The organism is Micromonospora sp. NPDC002389, from assembly GCF_040296095.1.
In the GTDB taxonomy this organism is placed as follows: domain Bacteria; phylum Actinomycetota; class Actinomycetes; order Mycobacteriales; family Micromonosporaceae; genus Micromonospora.
The window spans coordinates 283,931-300,100 of the sequence record NZ_JBEOWP010000009.1 but is presented as its reverse complement, the minus strand read 5'-3'; the positions used below and the strand labels follow the sequence as shown (position 1 = coordinate 300,100).

Genomic DNA, 16,170 nt, shown 5'->3' with positions numbered 1-16,170 from the left:
CAGGCGTTAACAGGGGGCCCTTCCTTACACCAATCAGCCGGCGTCCATGCCGCGCAGCACCAGCGGGAGGCGGGTGTCACCGTCGGGGACCACCCGCACCGGCACGCCCCAGTCCTGCCGGGTCAGGTGGCACGCCGCGTGCTCGACGTCCGCGTCACAGGTGGCCGCCTGGGCGGTCACCTGGAGCACGCCGTCGGTCACCGCACCGTCGATCACCAGACGGCGGGACAGGTCGGTGCCGGTGCCTGCTCCCTCCATCAGCAGCTCCGGCGGCGACGCGGAGACCACCAGGCGGGTCGACGGGCCGTACGTCTCGTCCAGCTTCTGCCCCGGCGCCGGAGTGAAGACGACGTCCAGTACGACCTCCCCGGCGGCCAGGTCGGTCGGCTTGCGTTCGGTGCGGTGCCGTGGGCCGTCGACGGTGTCCGCGCCGGCCGCCGAGAGCGCACCCGGGGCCAACCGGGTGATCCGGTGCGCGGACGACTCCACCACCAGTACCGCGCCGTCGGGCGTGAGCACGAGGTCGCTTGGTTCGCCGAGTTCGGTGGCCACCGTGGAGACCCGCTCGGTCGCGGGGTCGTAGCGGCGGACCGCGCCGTTGTAGGTGTCGGCGATCAGCACCGACCCGTCGGGCAGCGCGCAGACGCCGAGCGGGTGCTGGAGCAGCGCCTGCGCCGCCGGGCCGTCCACGTGACCGAAGTCGAACAACCCCTGACCCACGGCGGTACGCAGGACGCCGTTCTCGACGTACCGGACGGCGCTGGTCTCGCTGTCGGCCACCCAGAGGCGGGTGCCGTCGGCGGAGACCGAGAGCCCGGACGGCTGGGCCAGCCACGCCTCGTCCAGCGGCCCGTCCCGCAGCGCCTCCACGGTGGTGCCGGCGTACATCCCGGCGGTGCGCTTGATCGGGTCGAACCACCAGAGCTGGTGGATGCCGGCCATCGCGATGACGATGCGGTCGTCGTACCAGGCGAGGTCCCAGGGGGAGGAGAGGTCGATCGAGAGCGCGTCGTGCGCGTGGTCGTCGACCGTGGAACGCCACTGACGGCCGGTGCCGGCCACGGTGACCACCTCGCCGGTGGCCAGTCGTACGCCGCGCAGCAGGTGGTTGACGGTGTCGGCGACCACCAGGTCGTAACCGGCGACCTCGGCGACGTGCTCGGGCAGCAGGCACAGGCCCTGCGGCTCGGAGAAGGTGGCGGCCTCGGCCGGTCCGTCGCCCCGGCCCCGGCTGCCGGTGCCGATGGTGCGGACCACCGTCTCGCCGTCGTCGGCCAGCTCGACCACCCGGTGCCGGGCCGAGTCCGACACCAGCAGGCCGCCGTCGGGCAGGGCCACCGCCTTGCCGGGGAAGCGCAGTGTCGTCCGTGGCTCGGCCGGCGGCACGTACGGGCCGTCGCCCCGCCGCAGGGTGCCCTTGGCCTCGTGGGTGGCGATCAGCTCGTCGATCAGTCGGGCCAGCCCTTCGGCGTGACCCTCACCGGCCATCGTGGCCACCACGTACCCCTCCGGGTCGACCACGGCGAGGGTCGGCCAGGCACGGGCCGCGTACTGCTGCCACATGTCCAGCTCGGGGTCGTCGAGCACCGGGTGGTGCACGCCGTACCGCTCGACGGCGGCGGCCAGGGCGTCCGGGTCCTTCTCGTGCTCGAACTTGGGTGAGTGCACGCCGATCACCACGAGGACGTCGGCGTACTTCTCTTCGAGCGGCCGCAGCTCGTCCAGCACGTGCAGGCAGTTGATGCAGCAGAAGGTCCAGAAGTCCAGGACGGTGATGCGACCCCGCAGATCCGCCAGACGCAGGTCCTTGCCACCGGTGTTCAACCAGGCCCGACCCCGGAGCTCGGGTGCTCGTACGCGTGCACTCATGCACCCCATCGTGCCCTACCGGCCGGACCTCGGTGCCCGTGCGCTGCGGGTACGAACACCGAGGGCGGGACACGGTCACCGTGCCCCGCCCTCGGTGTGACGTGATCAGCTCTCGGTCGCCGGCTTCAGGCAGAGGAACGGGTTCGACGAGACGCCCCGGAGCTCCACCAGCGGCATCGCCGGGTCGGGGCAGCTCTCCCGGGTCTCGACCTTGGACACCACGGTGAAGGCGTCGGTCTCGTCACAGTTGGCGGACACCGCGCTGTTGCCGGACCGCTTGACGCAGGAGCCGACCGCCGGGTCGAAGGCACCTGCCTCGTTCGATCCACCGATCTTGCCGAGGAGCAGCAGCAGACCGAGCGGGATGGCCAGGATGAGCACTGCGGCGACCAGCACCGCGGCGAGGACCCGACCGTTGCGGACCTTCGGCGCCGGGGTCTCCGGAGCCGGTTCGGCCACCGGCTTGAAGGAGTCGAAGCGACCCTGCTCCGGATCGGACGGCCCGGAGCCGGTGCCGGTGTTCGCGCCCCACGCCGGCGGCGACTGCCCCGGCGGCGGGAACGCCGCAGTGTGGTCGGCGCCCGGCTCGGGACGCTTGGCACCGTAGGTGCCGCCCGGACGCTCGGACGGACCACCGAAGGACTCGCCGCCCGGAGCCCCGAAGCGGTCACCGCCGGGCGGAGCGCCAAAGGGGTCGTTGCTGGGCGGAGCGCCGAAGGGGTCGTTGCCGGGGCCGCCGAAGCGGTCACCGGGTGCGCCACCGAAGGAGGGGGCGGCACCCGGACCGCCGAACGGGTCGCCACCGGGGTGCCCGCCGAAGCGGTCGCCGCCGGGCGGGCCACCGAAGCCGTCGCCACCCGGCGGGCCGCCGAAGCCGTCACCGCCGGGCGGGCCGCCGAACGGGTCGGCGGGACGCTCCGGCTCCGGGTGCGGCTTGGTGCCGTTGACCGGGCGGTTGGTCGGCGGCGAGTCAGCGAAGGAAGGCATCCCGGCCGGGAAGGCCGGTGGTGCCACCGGGGAGCCGGGAGCAGCCGACCCGGAGTAGACGCCCGGCCCGCCGGCCGGCGGCTCGCGGTCGGTGAAGTGGGGGTCCGGGCTCTGGTCGAACCGGGGTACCGGCGACTCGTCCCGCTCCGGAGTCGACTCGCCGGACTCGGGGCGGGCGGGGCGGCCGTACACCCGCGACTGCGCAGCGGGCGGCCCGGCGGGGTGTGCCGAGTGGTCGGCGGGCGGCGTCACCCGGCTGGCCAGCGGCACCGACGCGCTCGCGGAGACCCCACCGGCGGCGGCCGTCGGCGGGACGGCCCGGCCGGCCTCGGGGCTGGTGCGGGGCGCGGGGATGACCGGAGCGGCCGAGGCCTGCGGGTCGTCGTGCCGTGGCTCGGGCTGTCCCCAGGCCATGCCGCCGCCCGGCTGGTCGCCGGGTCCGGACTGGTCGGTGCCGTACGCCGGCGGTTGGCCGTAGTCGGCGGGCGGCACGGCGGCCAGGCTGGCACCGGGCACCCGCTGCTCCTGCGGCGGCAACGGCACCTTGTTGCTCGGCGAGATGCCGGGGGCCGGCGCGGGCTGGTAGATCGGGGTGTCCCCGGACCGACCCGCCGCAGGGTCGACGTCGGTCCGACCGGAGTCCGCAGCGCCGCTGCTGCCCCACGCCTCACCGGGCGCCCACGGCTCCACGTCGGTCAGACCGGGCCGGTCGGCGGCGGTACGCGAGGGCAGCGGCTCTCCGCCGGGCGCCCAGGTCGGGGGCGGACCGGCGTCGGCGGGTCGGGCCGATCCGGTGGCGGGCTCGGACGGGGCCCACGCCGGGGCGGACTGCTCCGGGGACGGCGTCGACCACTGCGGCCGCTCCTCGGCCGCCGCACGGGCGCTCGCCCAGTCGGCCGGTGCGTCCGGCTGCGGGGTGGCCCAGTCGGGCTGCGGCGGGCGGTCACCGCTCTGCTGCCAGCTCTCGGCCTGCTGGTCGCCGGGCCAGCCGGGGGCGGGCTCGCGCTGCTGGCCGGTGGCCCAGGCGGGCTGGTCCTGCTGCTCGGGCTGCCACGCGCCGGGTCGGCCCGGCTCGTCGACGCCGGGCTGGTGCGGTGCCGGGTGGGGCGGCGGCACCTGCGCGGTGGCCCGTGCCGGCGGCTCGGCGCGTACCGGTGCCGGCGGGTCGGCCGGCGCCCACTCGGGCTGGGCCGGCTCGGGCGGGGACGCCGTGGCGGCCCAGCCGGGGGTGTGATCGTCGTCTCGTGGTGCGGTCGCCCACTCCGGCTGCTGGCCGCCACCCCAGCCGTTGGTCGGTCCGGAGGTCGGCTGGCCGGAGGTCGGTTGCGCGGTGGCCCAGTCGGGCTGCCCGGACGTGGGCTGGTGGGGCGTCCACTCCGGCTGCTGTGGAGCGTCCGATGTGGTGGGGGTGCCCCAGGCAGGGTTCTGCTGTCCGCCGGTGGCCCAGGCGGGCTGGTCCGGAGTGGACTGCGCGGCGGGCGTCGCCCAGGCCGGCGGGGCCTGGTCGGCCTGGCCCGGCCACTGCTGCGCAGGAGACTGGTCCCAGTTGCCGGGGGGCGGGGCGTCCGCCTGTCGGGTCGCCTGCGCGCTGCCCCACTGGGCACCCTGCTGGTTCGCCCAGGAGGGTGCGGGTGCGTCGGGTCGCGCGGGCGGTGGGGGAGCCCAGCCGAGGTCGGGGGCGGTTGCGGTGTACCCGCCGTCCGGCTGAGCCGATCGGTCGCCGTATGGCACCGGTCCGCCGCCCGGCGGCACCTCGTCCGGCTCCTGGCCGGGGCGGTGCGGGCCCTCGGACGTCATGTGTACGCCTCCTCCATCACATGTCGGCCGCCGTCGCCGATGGTCTCGGCAGGGCAGCCGGCGGTGCCGGCGTACCGGCCGTGCCGGCTCCCCGCACCGTATCCCGGTGGCCGCCGATGGGCTCCCGGGGAGCGTCCGTCGTCACCGTCCGTCGCCGATCGGTGTCGAGGTGCTTCTATCGCCTCGACCACTCTCGGCCGTGGACGACGACCGTGCCCCACCGTACCGGGCGCTGCGGCGGGGCGGTATCCCGGTGTCAATGGCCGGTGGAACGCCGACGCCCCGCCCGGGGTGCCCGGGCGGGGCGTCGATCTGGAGGAGGTGATTAACGTCGTGTGGCGTCAGTGCATGTGACGCTGGGCGATGACGAGGATCTCGTCACGGACCGCCGGCGAGTTGGCGGAGCGCAGGGCCCGCTCGATGGCGCGGGCGCGGCGGCTGGCGTCGCGGCGGCTACGGATTCGCTCGATCATGCTCATGGGGGTTCTCCTCCTGCTATTCGGTTGTCGGCCCCTCGATGTCTCTATTGAACCGCAAGCAGGGCGGAACATCCAGCGATTATTAGGTGAGCTGAGCCACCAGCCTACGAATCTTAGGTCGACTGCCTTCTGTGAAGAGTGTTTCGTCAACCAACGGCAACGGCCGGTGTGCCGGGCGTTCACCCGTGCACACCGGCCGTCGTGGAGCCGATCAGGTCCAGGCGAGCAGCGCCGCCTCCGGGTCGGCGAGGAAGTCGCCGATGTCGCGCAGGAACTTCGAGCCCAACTCACCGTCGATGATGCGGTGGTCGAAGGAGAGGCCGAGCGTGGCGACCAGGCGCGGCTTGACCTTGCCCTTGTGCACCCAGGGCATCTCCCGGACCGCGCCGAAGGCCAGGATCGCCGACTCGCCCGGCGGCAGGATCGGCGTGCCGGTGTCCACCCCGAACACTCCGACGTTGGTGATGGTCAGGGTGCCGCCGGACATGTCGGCCGGCGAGGTCTTCCCGGCCTTGGCGGTCTGCACCAGGTCGGTCAACGCGTCGGCCAGCTCGCGCAGCGTGAGTCGACCGGCGTCCTTGACGTTCGGCACGATCAGGCCCCGCTCGGTGGCCGCCGCGATGCCGAGGTTGACGTACTCCTTGACGACGATCTCGTCACCGGCCCACGTCGAGTTGACCATCGGGTGACGCTTGACCGCCAGCAGCACCGCCTTGGCGACCAACAGCAACGGCGAGACGCGTACGTCCCGCCACTCCCGCCGTCCGCGCAGCCGGTCCAGCGCCTTCATCGCCCGGGTCACGTCCACGGTCAGGAACTCCGTGACGTGCGGGGCGGTGAAAGCGGACCGGGACATGTTCTCGGCGGTGAGCTTGCGTACCCCCTTGACCGGGATGCGCTGCTCGCGGTCGGCGCCGAAGCTCGCCGCCGCCGGACCCGAGGCGGTGACCGCGAGCGGCTCCGCCGCCGGGGTCGCCGCCCGCTGCACGTCCTCCCGGGTGATCGAACCCGACGGCCCGGACCCGGTCAGCGTGCTCAGGTCCACGCCGAGATCCTTGGCGAGCTTGCGCACCGGCGGCTTGGCCAGCACTGCGCCCGCCAGCCGACCGTTGCCGTTGACCGCCGGGGCCGGCACGACCGGAGCCGCAGCGGGCGTGACCGGGGCGGGCGCGACCGGGGCGGCGGTGGCCTGGGCCGGGACGGCGCCCTTGCGGGGCCGGCGCTTGGCCGTGGTGGTCCGTGGGCCGTAGCCGACCAGGACAGCGGTCCGGCCACCCGGTGCCGGGCCGCCGATCAGGCCCGGCTCCACCGCACCCTCGGCCGGCGCCACCTCGACGGCGGCCAACGAGGCCGCCGAGGGAGTGGGCAGGTCGCCGGCGGGCGCGCCGGTCGTCGAGGACTCGATCGGCCCGGCGCCCGGGTCGGTGTCGATCGCGATGATCGGCGTACCGACCTCGACCGTGGTGCCCTCCGGGTGGAAGATCGCGTGCACCTGACCGGCCCACTTCGCCGGGATCTCCACCGCCGCCTTGGCGGTCTCCACCTCGACGATCGGCTGGTTCAGCTCGATGGTGTCGCCCACCTTGACCAGCCAGCCGAGGATCTCGCCCTCGGTCAGGCCCTCGCCCAGGTCGGGCAGGTTGAACTCCTTGATCCGGGACATGCCGCTCACCAGCCGAAGGTGCGGTCGACGGCGTCGAGCACCCGGTCGAGGTCGGGCAGGAACTCCTCCTCCAGCCGGGCGGCCGGGTAGGGGGTGTCGAAGCCGGTCACCCGGAGCACCGGGGATTCCAGCGAGTAGAAGCACTCCTCGGTGATCCGGGCCGCGACCTCCGCGCCGAGACCCACGTTGGACGGTGCCTCGTGCACCACCACCGCCCGGCCGGTGCGCCGCACCGACTCGTAGACCACGCCGAGGTCCAGCGGGGAGAGCGTGCGCAGGTCGATGACCTCCAGGTCGCGGCCGTCCTCGGCGGCGGCGGTCGCCGCGTCCAGGCAGGTCCGGACCATCGGGCCGTACGCGAGCAGGGTGACGTCGCTGCCGGCCCGCACCACCCGCGCCGAGTGCAGCGGGTACGCCTCGGACAGCGGGGCGTCCAGGTCGACCTGCCCCTTCTCCCAGTAGCGCCGCTTCGGCTCCAGGAACACGATCGGATCGTCCGAGGCGACCGCCTGCTGGATCATCACGTACGCGTCCTGCGGGCTGGCGCAGGAGACGACCTTCAGCCCGGCGGTGTGCGCGAAGTACGCCTCGGGCGACTCCGAGTGGTGCTCCACCGCGCCGATGCCGCCGCCGAACGGGATCCGGATCACCATCGGGATGTTCAGCTTGCCGCGCGAGCGGTAGTGCATCTTCGCCACCTGCGACACGATCTGGTCGTACGCGGGGTAGACGAAGCCGTCGAACTGGATCTCGCAGACCGGGCGGTAGCCGCGGATGGCCAGACCGACCGCGGTGCCGATGATGCCCGACTCGGCGAGCGGGGTGTCGATCACCCGCTGGTCGCCGAAGTCCTTCTGCAACCCGTCGGTGATCCGGAAGACGCCGCCGAGCTTGCCGACGTCCTCGCCCATGATGACGACCTTCGGGTCGTTCTCCAGGGCGCGGCGCAGACCGGTGTTGAGGGCCTTGCCGAGGGTGAGCGTCTCCGTGGCCATCAGTGCGCGCTCCCCTCGAACGACTCCAGGTACCGGCTGAACTCCGCTCGCTGCTCGTCCAGCAGCGGCGACCCGTTGGGGTAGACGTGGTCGAAGAGCGTGGTGGGCTCCGGGTTCGGCATGGCCAGCACCCGCTCCCGCAGGTCCACGGCCTCGCGGCGGGCCTGCTCGTCGACCTCGGTGAAGAAGCCGGCGTCGGCGACCTTCTCGCGCTCCAGGAACGCCTTCACCCGGGCGATCGGGTCCTTGGCCTGCCAGGCCTCCACCTCGCTGGCGATCCGGTAGCGGGTCGGGTCGTCGGAGGTGGTGTGCGCCCCCATCCGGTACGTGTACGCCTCGATCAGGCTCGGGCCCTGCCCGTGCCGGGCGTTGTCCAGCGCGTGCCGGGTCACCGCGTACGTGGCCAGCACGTCGTTGCCGTCCACCCGGATGCCGGGGAAGCCGAAGCCGGCGGCGCGGCGGTACAGGGGGATGCGGGTCTGCCGCTCCAGCGGCTCGGAGATGGCGTACTGGTTGTTCTGGCAGAAGAACACCAGCGGGGCGTTGAACACGCCGGCCCAGACGAACGACTCGTTGACGTCGCCCTGGCTGGTGGCGCCGTCACCGAAGTACGCGATGACCGCCTCGCCGTCGTCGGTGCCGGTCTTGCCGTCCATCGCGACGCCCATGGCGTACCCGGTCGCGTGCAGGGTCTGCGCCCCGATGACGATCGTGTACATGTTGAACTTGAACTCGTTCGGGTCCCAACCGCCCTGGTCGACCCCGCGGAACAGGCCCAGCGGCATGATCGGGTCGATGCCCCGGCAATAGAGCACGCCGTGCTCGCGGTAGGTGGGGAACGCCATGTCCTGGGTCCGCAGCGCCCGGCCGGAACCGACCTGGGCCGCCTCCTGGCCGAGCAGGCTCGCCCAGATGCCCAGCTCGCCCTGCCGTTGCAGGGCGGTCGCCTCGGCGTCCAGCTTCCGCACCAGCACGAGGTCGCGATAGAGGCCGCGGTACTCCTCGTCGGTGAAGTCGACGCGGTACTCGACGCCGTCCGGGCCGGTCACGCTGTCGACGCGCACACCCTCGGGGGTGAGCAGTTGTACGAGTTCCGGGTCGCCGGTCGCGGCTTTCCTGGATCGGGGTGCGGCTCGCCGGCCGCGGGGGCCGGCCCCGGGGTCGCCCTTTGCCATCCGTCTCTCCCTGTCGTGTCTGCGTCGGCACCGGGGGGTCACCCGGCCGCGCGACTCGTGCGCCCGCCCCGGCTGGTGCCGGGATCGGTTCCTGGCGGCCACGCATAGCCCCGGTGGGGGTTGCCGCGCGGCGTGAGCCGGATTCTTGGCTGAACCCGGTTCGGGAGCGCCGACGCCCAGTCGCGCCTACCGCGTGGGTGCGCGGAGGTCCCGGCTGCGCTGCCGTCGTGACTCCATATTCGCATCAGAGGTGAGCCGCCCCACACTCCACCTGCCCCGCGTCCCAGGTTGGGCCCGGTTCGTTACCTGAAATACCGGAGTGCCGGGTCGTGCGACGCGCGACCGATCCGGTGATGGTTTGCCACCATTCGGCCAGATAAGCGTGTCGACACGCGGTGTGGGGTTGGCCGACGCAGAGTCACTGAACCACGCTGATCGGGCGGGCCCCCGAACCAGCTCAGGCGGTCCGCCGGGGCCGCGTCGACGGCCCCGGCCAGGGTCGACGACGAGGAGTGCGTGGTGTCCGAACCAGGTGAGGGTCCCGGGGGGCCGTTCCTCGGCCGGCACCGGGCACCCGGCGGCTATCGCCGGGTGGTGGGCGCCCACCGTGCCGCGCGTACCGCCACGCCGTCGCGGGGCTACCTGCTGACCGTGGCGCTGCTCGCCGGTACGGCCTCGATGCCGGTGCTGGCCGCGATCAGCACCGGGTCGGCGACGGTCGGCAGCACCGCCCTGCCGGGCAGCAGTACGCCGCCGTTCATCCCGACGCCCTCGGTCGGCCCAGTGGTGATCCCGCCGCCGCCCGGCGGTATCCCGACGACCGTGGCGCCCGCGCTGCCGTCGGTCGGCCCGGCCGCGCCGCCCACCGACCCCGGGCCGGAGCGGCGTCCGATGCCGGCCGCCCTGCCGTACGCGCCGCCGCCGGTCCACCGCCCGGAGCCGCCGGCCCCGCTGCCCGCGCCCCGGCCGCCCGCCACCACACCGGCCCCGGCGCCCATACCGACGCCGAGCCGTACGCCGAGGCCCACCCCCTCGCCGAGTCCGTCGCCGCCGACCGCGTCGCCCTCGCCGACCGATCCGCCCTCCTCCCCGACGGCGTCGGTCGACCCGAGCATCTCCACCGACCCGGGCACCACGCCGGACCCGTCGGAGTCCACCGGCCCGACCGCCTCGACCGATCCGACCGCCTCGGACGGACCGACGGAGACGGGTGACCCGCCGTCGGGCGGCCCGACCACCCCGGCCGATCCGGCCGACCCGCCGTCCAGCCTCCTGCCCGGGCCGGTGCTGCCGCCGTCCGACGGCAACGGCAGTGCCCGGTCGCGCGCCCGGTTCCGGCTGCGCAAGCGGGGGTGTGCGTCGGAGTCCACCGGGCCCGCGTCCGAGCGCTGAGGGCCGCCTGAACGGCCGAAGCCACGCGCGCACAAGCCGGCGCAGCGCTGAGGGTCCGGGGCTTCAGCCCTCGCTCGGGCGTGGCGGGTCGGGCCGCAGCATCGGTGGGTGCAGGATCGCGGCCGGGCCGCGCCGGAACAGTTGTGCCGGTCGACCCCGTTCGCCCTCGGTGGAGCGGCCGACCGGGTCCAGGAAGCCCGGCGTGCCGGTCACCTTGCGATGGAAGTTGCGCGGGTCGAGGGAGGTCCCCCAGACCGTCTCGTAGACCGCCCGGAGCTGGGCCACCGTGAACTCGGGCGGGCAGAACGCGGCGGCCAACGGGGTGTACTCCAGCTTGGCCCGGGCCCGTTCCAGCCCGTCGGCCAGGATCCGCTCGTGGTCGAAGGCGAGCTGACCGGGGACCAGTCGCGCCAGCGGGAACCAGTCGGCCGAGGCGGCGTCCGTACCGGCCACCGGGTTGGCCTGGTCGGGCAGGAGTGCCAGCCAGGCCACGGTGACGACCCGGCCGCGCGGGTCCCGGTCGGGACGGCCGTACGTGCCGAGTTGCTCCAGGTGCCCGGCCGGCTCGGCCAGGCCGGTCTCCTCGGCCAACTCCCGGGTGGCGGCGTCGGCCAGGTCCTCGTCGATCCCGACGAACCCGCCGGGCAGCGCCCACCTGTCCAGGTACGGCTCGATGCCGCGCCGGACCAGCAGGACGCAGAGCTGCTCCGCGCGCACGGTCAGCACGACCAGGTCGACGGTCACCGCGAACGGCGGGTACTCGGTCATCTCTTTATCACCACCTTGACGACAAAGTAGCAGACCCTTTATCGTCATGGGGACGACAAAGGGAGGCGAGAGTCATGGCCGACGTGACGAGGCGACTGTTCCTGCGCCACCTGCGTGGCACTCCGACCAGTTGGGTGCGCCTGCACGTGGGCGGCCGGATCCGTCGCGAGGGAGTGGGCCAGTCGTTCTGGTATCGCCCACTGCGCGCCGTGCTCAGCGAGGTGCCGGTGGACGACCGCGAGCTGCCGCTGCTCTTCCACGCCCGCACCGGCGACTTCGCCGACATCACCGTGCAGGCCACCGTCACCTACCGCGTCGCCGACCCGGCGCTGGCCGCCGGTCGGCTCGACTTCTCGGTCGACCCGCGCACCGGCAAGGCCCGGGCCCGCCCGCTGGACCAGGTGGCCACCCTGCTGGCCGAGCTGGCCCAGCAACCCGCCCTCGACCTGCTCGCCCGGGTGCCGCTAGCCGAGGCGCTGACCACCGTCGCGCCGGTCCGCGAGGCGGTCTCCGACGCGCTGGCCACCGAGGCCCGGCTGGCCGACATCGGGGTGGCCGTGGTCAGCGCCCGGGTGGTGGCGATCCGGCCCGAGCCGGAGCTGGAACGCGCCCTGCAGACCCCCACCCGGGAGGCGGTGCAGGTCCAGGCCGACCGGGCCACGTACGCCCGTCGGGCGCAGGCCGTCGAGCAGGAGCGCGCGATCGCCGAGAACGAGCTCCAGAACAAGATCGAGCTGGCCCGGCGCGAGCAGCAGCTCGTCGAGCAGCACGGGGCGAACACCCACCGCCGCGCCGAGCTGGAGGCCGCCGCCGAACTGGCCGCCGCCCAGGGTCGGGCCGAGCGGGACAAGGTGGCCGACGCCGCTGCCGCCGACCGGGCCCGGGTGCTCGCCGCCGCCGAGGCCGAGAAGGACCGGATGCTGGCCGCCGCGAAGGCCGAGGGCGTACGCGCCGTCGGGCACGCCGAGGCCGAGGCGGAGGCGGCCCGCCTGGCCGCGTACGCGGAGCTGCCGCCGGAGGTGCTGCGGGCCCTGACCGTCCGGGAACTCGCCGGTCAGTTGCCGCAGATCGGCCAGCTCACCGTCACGCCGGACATGCTGACCGACCTGCTCGGCCGGCTGGCCCCGGGCCGATGAGCGCCCCCGACGGGTGGGCCGGGTCGGGGCTGGCCCCCCGCGTGGTGGTGGTCAGCCGGCGCAGCGAGCTGGACGAGCTGCTGGCCCGGCACGGCACCCGGGCCGCCGCCGAGTGGTACCTGGCCGCCCGGGGACGGTCGCTGACCGAGGTGATCGACCGGCACGAGGCACTGGCGGCGGCGCTGACCACCGTCGGCGCCGCCGTGCCGGCGGACTGGCGGCGCGGCGCGGTGGACCGCGACGACCTGCCGCGCTTCCTGTTCGCGCCGGAGGACGTCGTGGTGGCCGTCGGGCCGGACGGTCTGGTCGCGAACGTGGCGAAGTACCTGACCGGGCAGCCGGTGATCGGCGTCGACCCGGAGCCGGGCCGCAACGCCGGGGTGCTGGTCCGGCACCGGGCGGACGGGCTGACCGCGCTGCTGCCGGCGGTGGCGGCGCAGCGCGCGACGACCCGGTCCCGGGCGATGGTCCGCGCCGCCCTGGACGACGGGCAGGAACTCCTCGGCCTCAACGAGGTGTACGTCGGCCACGCCTCCCACCAGTCCGCCCGCTATCTGCTCTCGGTGCCGGTGGACGGGCGGGAGCGTCGGGAACGGCACTCCTCCTCCGGCGTGGTGGTGGGCAGCGGTACGGGGGCGACCGGCTGGTGTGCGTCCATCGCGCGGGACCGTCCGGGTGCGCCGCGCCCGCCCGCCCCGGAGGAGGCGGCCCTGTGCTGGTTCGTCCGGGAGGCGTGGCCGTCCCCGGTGACCGGGGTGAGCCTCACCGCCGGCCGCCTCGACGACGGCGACCGGCTGGAGTTGACCGCCGAGTCCGACGGCCTGGTGGTCTTCGCCGACGGGCTGGAGGCCGACCGGCTCACGCTCGACTGGGGGCAGCGCCTCACCGTCGACGTCGCACCCCGCCGACTCACCCTGGTCGAGCCGTGACGCGGTCAGCCGTCGTCGGCGAGGCGGTGCCGGTTGGCCTCGATCCAGGCGTCCAGGGCGGCCGGGTCGTCCGGGTCGACGCCGTCGGCCATCAACTGGGCGACGGCGGCGGTCGCCGGGCTGCGCCGCTCACCGGTGGCGTAGAGCCGGACGAACTCCGGCACCATCTCCTCGATCGCGGTGTCCGTCGCGGACACCGCCGACGCCGGCAGTCCCCGCTTGCGGGCCGCGTACGTGGTGAAGGCGCGCAACACCCGGGGCAGCATCGCCGCGTCGTCCATGTCCAGTACGGCCCGCCGGTGCACCCAGTCGAGCAGGAACAGCCCGGCCACGGTGGGGCTCCACCGCAGCGGGTCGGTGTCCGGGAAGGTGGCCGCGTGGTCGAGCAGCAGGCCCAGGCAGAAGTGCAGGGAAGCGAGATCCCCGCCGTCGATGCTGTCCAGCCCGGCCCGCGCCGCCTCCGGCGAGGCCAGGAAACGTCGGATCAGGTCGGACCGCTCGGTCTCCGTGAGCGGTTCGTCGTCCGGCCGGTCCGATGCCGACGGTGTGGCCGGTAGCAGCGCCAGCCGGGCCCCGACCAGGGCGCGGTCGGTGGCGAGCGAGCCCGCGCCCGGCAACTGCCCCAGGCGGTCGGTCACCGCCAGGTGACGGCCCACCTCGTCACGCATCCGGGTCGGGTCCTCCTCCCGGAACCAGGTCAGTTCGTCGTCGGTGCAGAGCTGCCGGACCTGGTCGAGGATCCGGGCGGCCGGCCCGCCGACGAAGACGTCCTTGGTGATGCCGATGTTGTGGTCGACCAGGGCCACCAGCGCGTGCTCCGGCCCGCCGGTGGCGTCGTCGTAGGCGAAGGTGGCCAGGTAGGAGGTCTGGTCGCCGTACACGTCGCCGTACGCCCAGGCGCCGGTGAGGTGCACCTTGCCGAGCTGCCCGGACCAGGCCGGTGCGGTGGCGCCGGGGCGTACCCGGTCAGCGCCGGTGGCGTCCGGGACCAGGGCGGCGAAGACCGCGCGGACGGTGGTCGCCGCGGCGGTCCGCCGTCGCGAGGTGGCGGCGAGGAACCCGCCCACGAACTCGCGGATCGCCGTCTCCCGGTCGGTCTCCGCCACCTCGTAGACGCTGCCCAGCAGTGCCGCGCCGAGCATCTCCGCGTCCAGCGCCGTATCGAGCTTGGTCACGTCGCGAGCGGCGTGCAGCACCGCGTCGTAGGGGGTCTGTGGCGTGGCCATGACCCGACACTACGCCGCCGGTCACGCAGTCACGTGCCGAGCCAACCGACCGGCGTGGCCCTGACCGAGGCTCAGCGGTGCCGGGCGACCTCCAGCACGGTCCGCGCGTCGGCATGCGCGGCGATCACGGCTCGCACCGGTGACAGCACGTACTCCTCGCCGACCTGGCCCATCGCCCTGGTCAGCCGGGTCTCGGCGCGGCGGCGTGCCCGACGGGCCGCCCACCGGCTGATCGGCCGGGTCAGGGCGGCCAGCAGCAGCCCGGACAGCAATCCGCCGAGCAGCAGCAGCGTCGGCACCGGCACCTCGCCGACCATCGGATGCTCCAGCTCGGGCAGGCCCAGGATCCGCAGCGCGTAGCCGAGGAACAGCCAGGCCAGTCCGGCCACCGCCGCGACGGTCACCACCCACTGCAACCCGCCGACCAGACGCCACCAGGTGCGGGGGCGGTTCAGGCCCAGGTCGGTGTCGGCGAGTGCGCGGTCCAGCGCGTCCGGCAGGTCGGCGAGGCGCGAGCGGGCCGCCGCGCTCACCGCCGCCGGCCAGGCGCTCGGCAATCCCTCACCGGCCCGCTCCGCCACCGTACGCAGCGCCAGGGCCAGCGCCGACTTGTCGGCCGCACCGGGCTCGGGTACGGACGTCGCGGCGGCCAGGGCCTGCTCGGGGTCGTCCCCGGCGGGCTGTGCACCGGTCAGGTGCAGCCGGCGCAGCGGATCGGGGCGCAGCCGCCGCCAGCACCGCACCAGCGGCCAGCCGGTGCTCGACGCGGCCCGGTGCCGGTACGCCTGCTCGACCGCACTGAGCACGGTCGGCACCCCGGCAACCGCGCTCAACGCCCGGTCCAGCTTGGCCACGGCGGGATCGTCGGCGGCGAGGGCCGACCGGGGTGCCCCGACCATCCCGTCCAACGTGTCCACGACCGCGTCCAGGTCGCCGGTGAGGCGACGCAGTGCCGCCTGCCGCTCGGCGACCGTGCGTTCCAGTTCCGTCCGCAGCACCTCGTGGCCGCTCGGGTCGACGATCGTGGTGGCCAGCAGCGGCACGCCGTCCAGCCCGTCCGCGTCGAGCAATCGGCGCAGGTCGGCCAGCACCCGGGGCACCTCGGTCGGGGGCAACCGGTCGGCCTGGTTGAGCACGACCAGGGTGACGTCCCGGTGCCGCTGGAACTCGCGCAGGTAGGCGGCGTGCACCACCCGGTCGGCGTACTTCTCCGGGTCGACCACCCAGATCACCAGGTCGACCAGGCCGAGCAGCCGGTCCACCTCCAGGCGGTGCGCGTGCTGCACCGAGTCGAAGTCCGGCAGGTCGAGCAGGATCAGCCCGTGCAGGGTGGACTCGTCGTCGCCGTCGAGCAGGCTCTCCCGGACGAACCGGTGCTTGGGCAGCACGCCGAGCCAGTCGAGCAACCGGGTGCCGCCGTCGAGCGGGCCCCACACGCAGGCGTGGGTCACGCCGGTGGTGGGGCGGCGTACCCCGACCTGCGACAGGTTCCTGCCGGCCATCGCGTTGAACAGGCTCGACTTGCCGCTGCCGGTGGCACCGGCCAGCGCGACGACGGTGTGGTCGCGGGAGAGCGACAACCGGGTGCCGGCCCGTTCCACCAGGGTGCGCGCCGGGCTCAGCGGGGTGTCGGGAAGGTATCCGTCGACGAGGCCGAGGAAGCGGTGCACCGCCTCCAACCGGGCGGCCAACTGGTCCGCGTCCACCCGTCCGTCGCTGATCCGCAACGCCTCGCGGAGGCGTCCCCCCATGCC

At 74.4% G+C, this 16,170-nt stretch carries 12 protein-coding genes; 2 read left to right on the top strand and 10 right to left on the bottom strand.

From position 1 onward, the window contains the following. Nucleotides 1-33 precede the first annotated feature (33 nt). The 8 genes from ABT008_RS19625 to ABT008_RS19590 all read right to left on the bottom strand — a co-directional run bounded on the left by ABT008_RS19625 (nt 34) and on the right by ABT008_RS19590 (nt 11,125). Nucleotides 34-1,869: an NHL domain-containing thioredoxin family protein gene (locus ABT008_RS19625; protein WP_350697643.1), complete on the bottom strand. Its 1,836-nt coding sequence runs from the start codon at nt 1,867-1,869 to the stop codon at nt 34-36. A gap of 105 nt (nt 1,870-1,974) precedes the next feature. Further along, complete coding sequence (locus ABT008_RS19620) at nt 1,975-4,653, bottom strand: hypothetical protein (protein WP_350697642.1); 2,679 nt, start codon at nt 4,651-4,653, stop codon at nt 1,975-1,977. Nucleotides 4,654-4,994: 341 nt separating this feature from the next. Beyond that, on the bottom strand, nt 4,995-5,132 hold the full coding sequence (locus ABT008_RS19615; RefSeq protein WP_162854370.1) for a hypothetical protein: 138 nt from the start codon (nt 5,130-5,132) through the stop codon (nt 4,995-4,997). Between the two features lie 211 nt (nt 5,133-5,343). Continuing rightward, complete coding sequence (locus ABT008_RS19610; protein ID WP_350697684.1) at nt 5,344-6,795, bottom strand: dihydrolipoamide acetyltransferase family protein; 1,452 nt, start codon at nt 6,793-6,795, stop codon at nt 5,344-5,346. Between the two features lie 5 nt (nt 6,796-6,800). Beyond that, a complete protein-coding gene (locus ABT008_RS19605) occupies nt 6,801-7,790 on the bottom strand; it encodes an alpha-ketoacid dehydrogenase subunit beta (protein ID WP_350697641.1) in 990 nt (329 codons plus the stop codon). Beyond that, nucleotides 7,790-8,965, bottom strand: a complete 1,176-nt coding sequence (gene pdhA / locus ABT008_RS19600; protein ID WP_350697640.1) for a pyruvate dehydrogenase (acetyl-transferring) E1 component subunit alpha — start codon at nt 8,963-8,965, stop codon at nt 7,790-7,792. The genes ABT008_RS19605 and pdhA overlap by 1 nt, the downstream gene beginning before the upstream one ends. 638 nt (nt 8,966-9,603) lie before the next feature. Next, entirely contained in the window at nt 9,604-10,335 is a 732-nt protein-coding gene (locus ABT008_RS19595) for a hypothetical protein (RefSeq protein ID WP_350697639.1), read from the bottom strand. Between the two features lie 85 nt (nt 10,336-10,420). Further along, nucleotides 10,421-11,125: an NUDIX hydrolase gene (locus ABT008_RS19590; protein ID WP_350697638.1), complete on the bottom strand. Its 705-nt coding sequence runs from the start codon at nt 11,123-11,125 to the stop codon at nt 10,421-10,423. Nucleotides 11,126-11,199: 74 nt separating this feature from the next. On the opposite strand from ABT008_RS19590, the gene ABT008_RS19585 reads away from it, so the two are divergent. Both ABT008_RS19585 and ABT008_RS19580 read left to right on the top strand, forming a co-directional pair. Beyond that, entirely contained in the window at nt 11,200-12,261 is a 1,062-nt protein-coding gene (locus ABT008_RS19585) for an SPFH domain-containing protein (RefSeq protein ID WP_350697637.1), read from the top strand. Next, the gene (locus ABT008_RS19580; RefSeq protein WP_350697636.1) at nt 12,258-13,190 is read left to right on the top strand and encodes an NAD(+)/NADH kinase; all 933 of its coding nucleotides are present in this window, start codon (nt 12,258-12,260) and stop codon (nt 13,188-13,190) included. The genes ABT008_RS19585 and ABT008_RS19580 overlap by 4 nt, the downstream gene beginning before the upstream one ends. A 5-nt stretch (nt 13,191-13,195) precedes the next feature. Here ABT008_RS19580 and ABT008_RS19575 read toward each other — a convergent pair whose 3' ends face one another. Together ABT008_RS19575 and ABT008_RS19570 are read right to left on the bottom strand one after the other, a co-directional pair. Further along, entirely contained in the window at nt 13,196-14,416 is a 1,221-nt protein-coding gene (locus ABT008_RS19575) for a hypothetical protein (protein ID WP_350697635.1), read from the bottom strand. 71 nt (nt 14,417-14,487) lie between these two features. Beyond that, nucleotides 14,488-16,167 carry a GTPase gene (locus ABT008_RS19570; protein ID WP_350697634.1) on the bottom strand — a complete coding sequence of 560 codons (1,680 nt, stop codon included), beginning with the start codon at nt 16,165-16,167 and terminating at the stop codon, nt 14,488-14,490. Between the last annotated feature and the right edge of the window lie 3 nt (nt 16,168-16,170).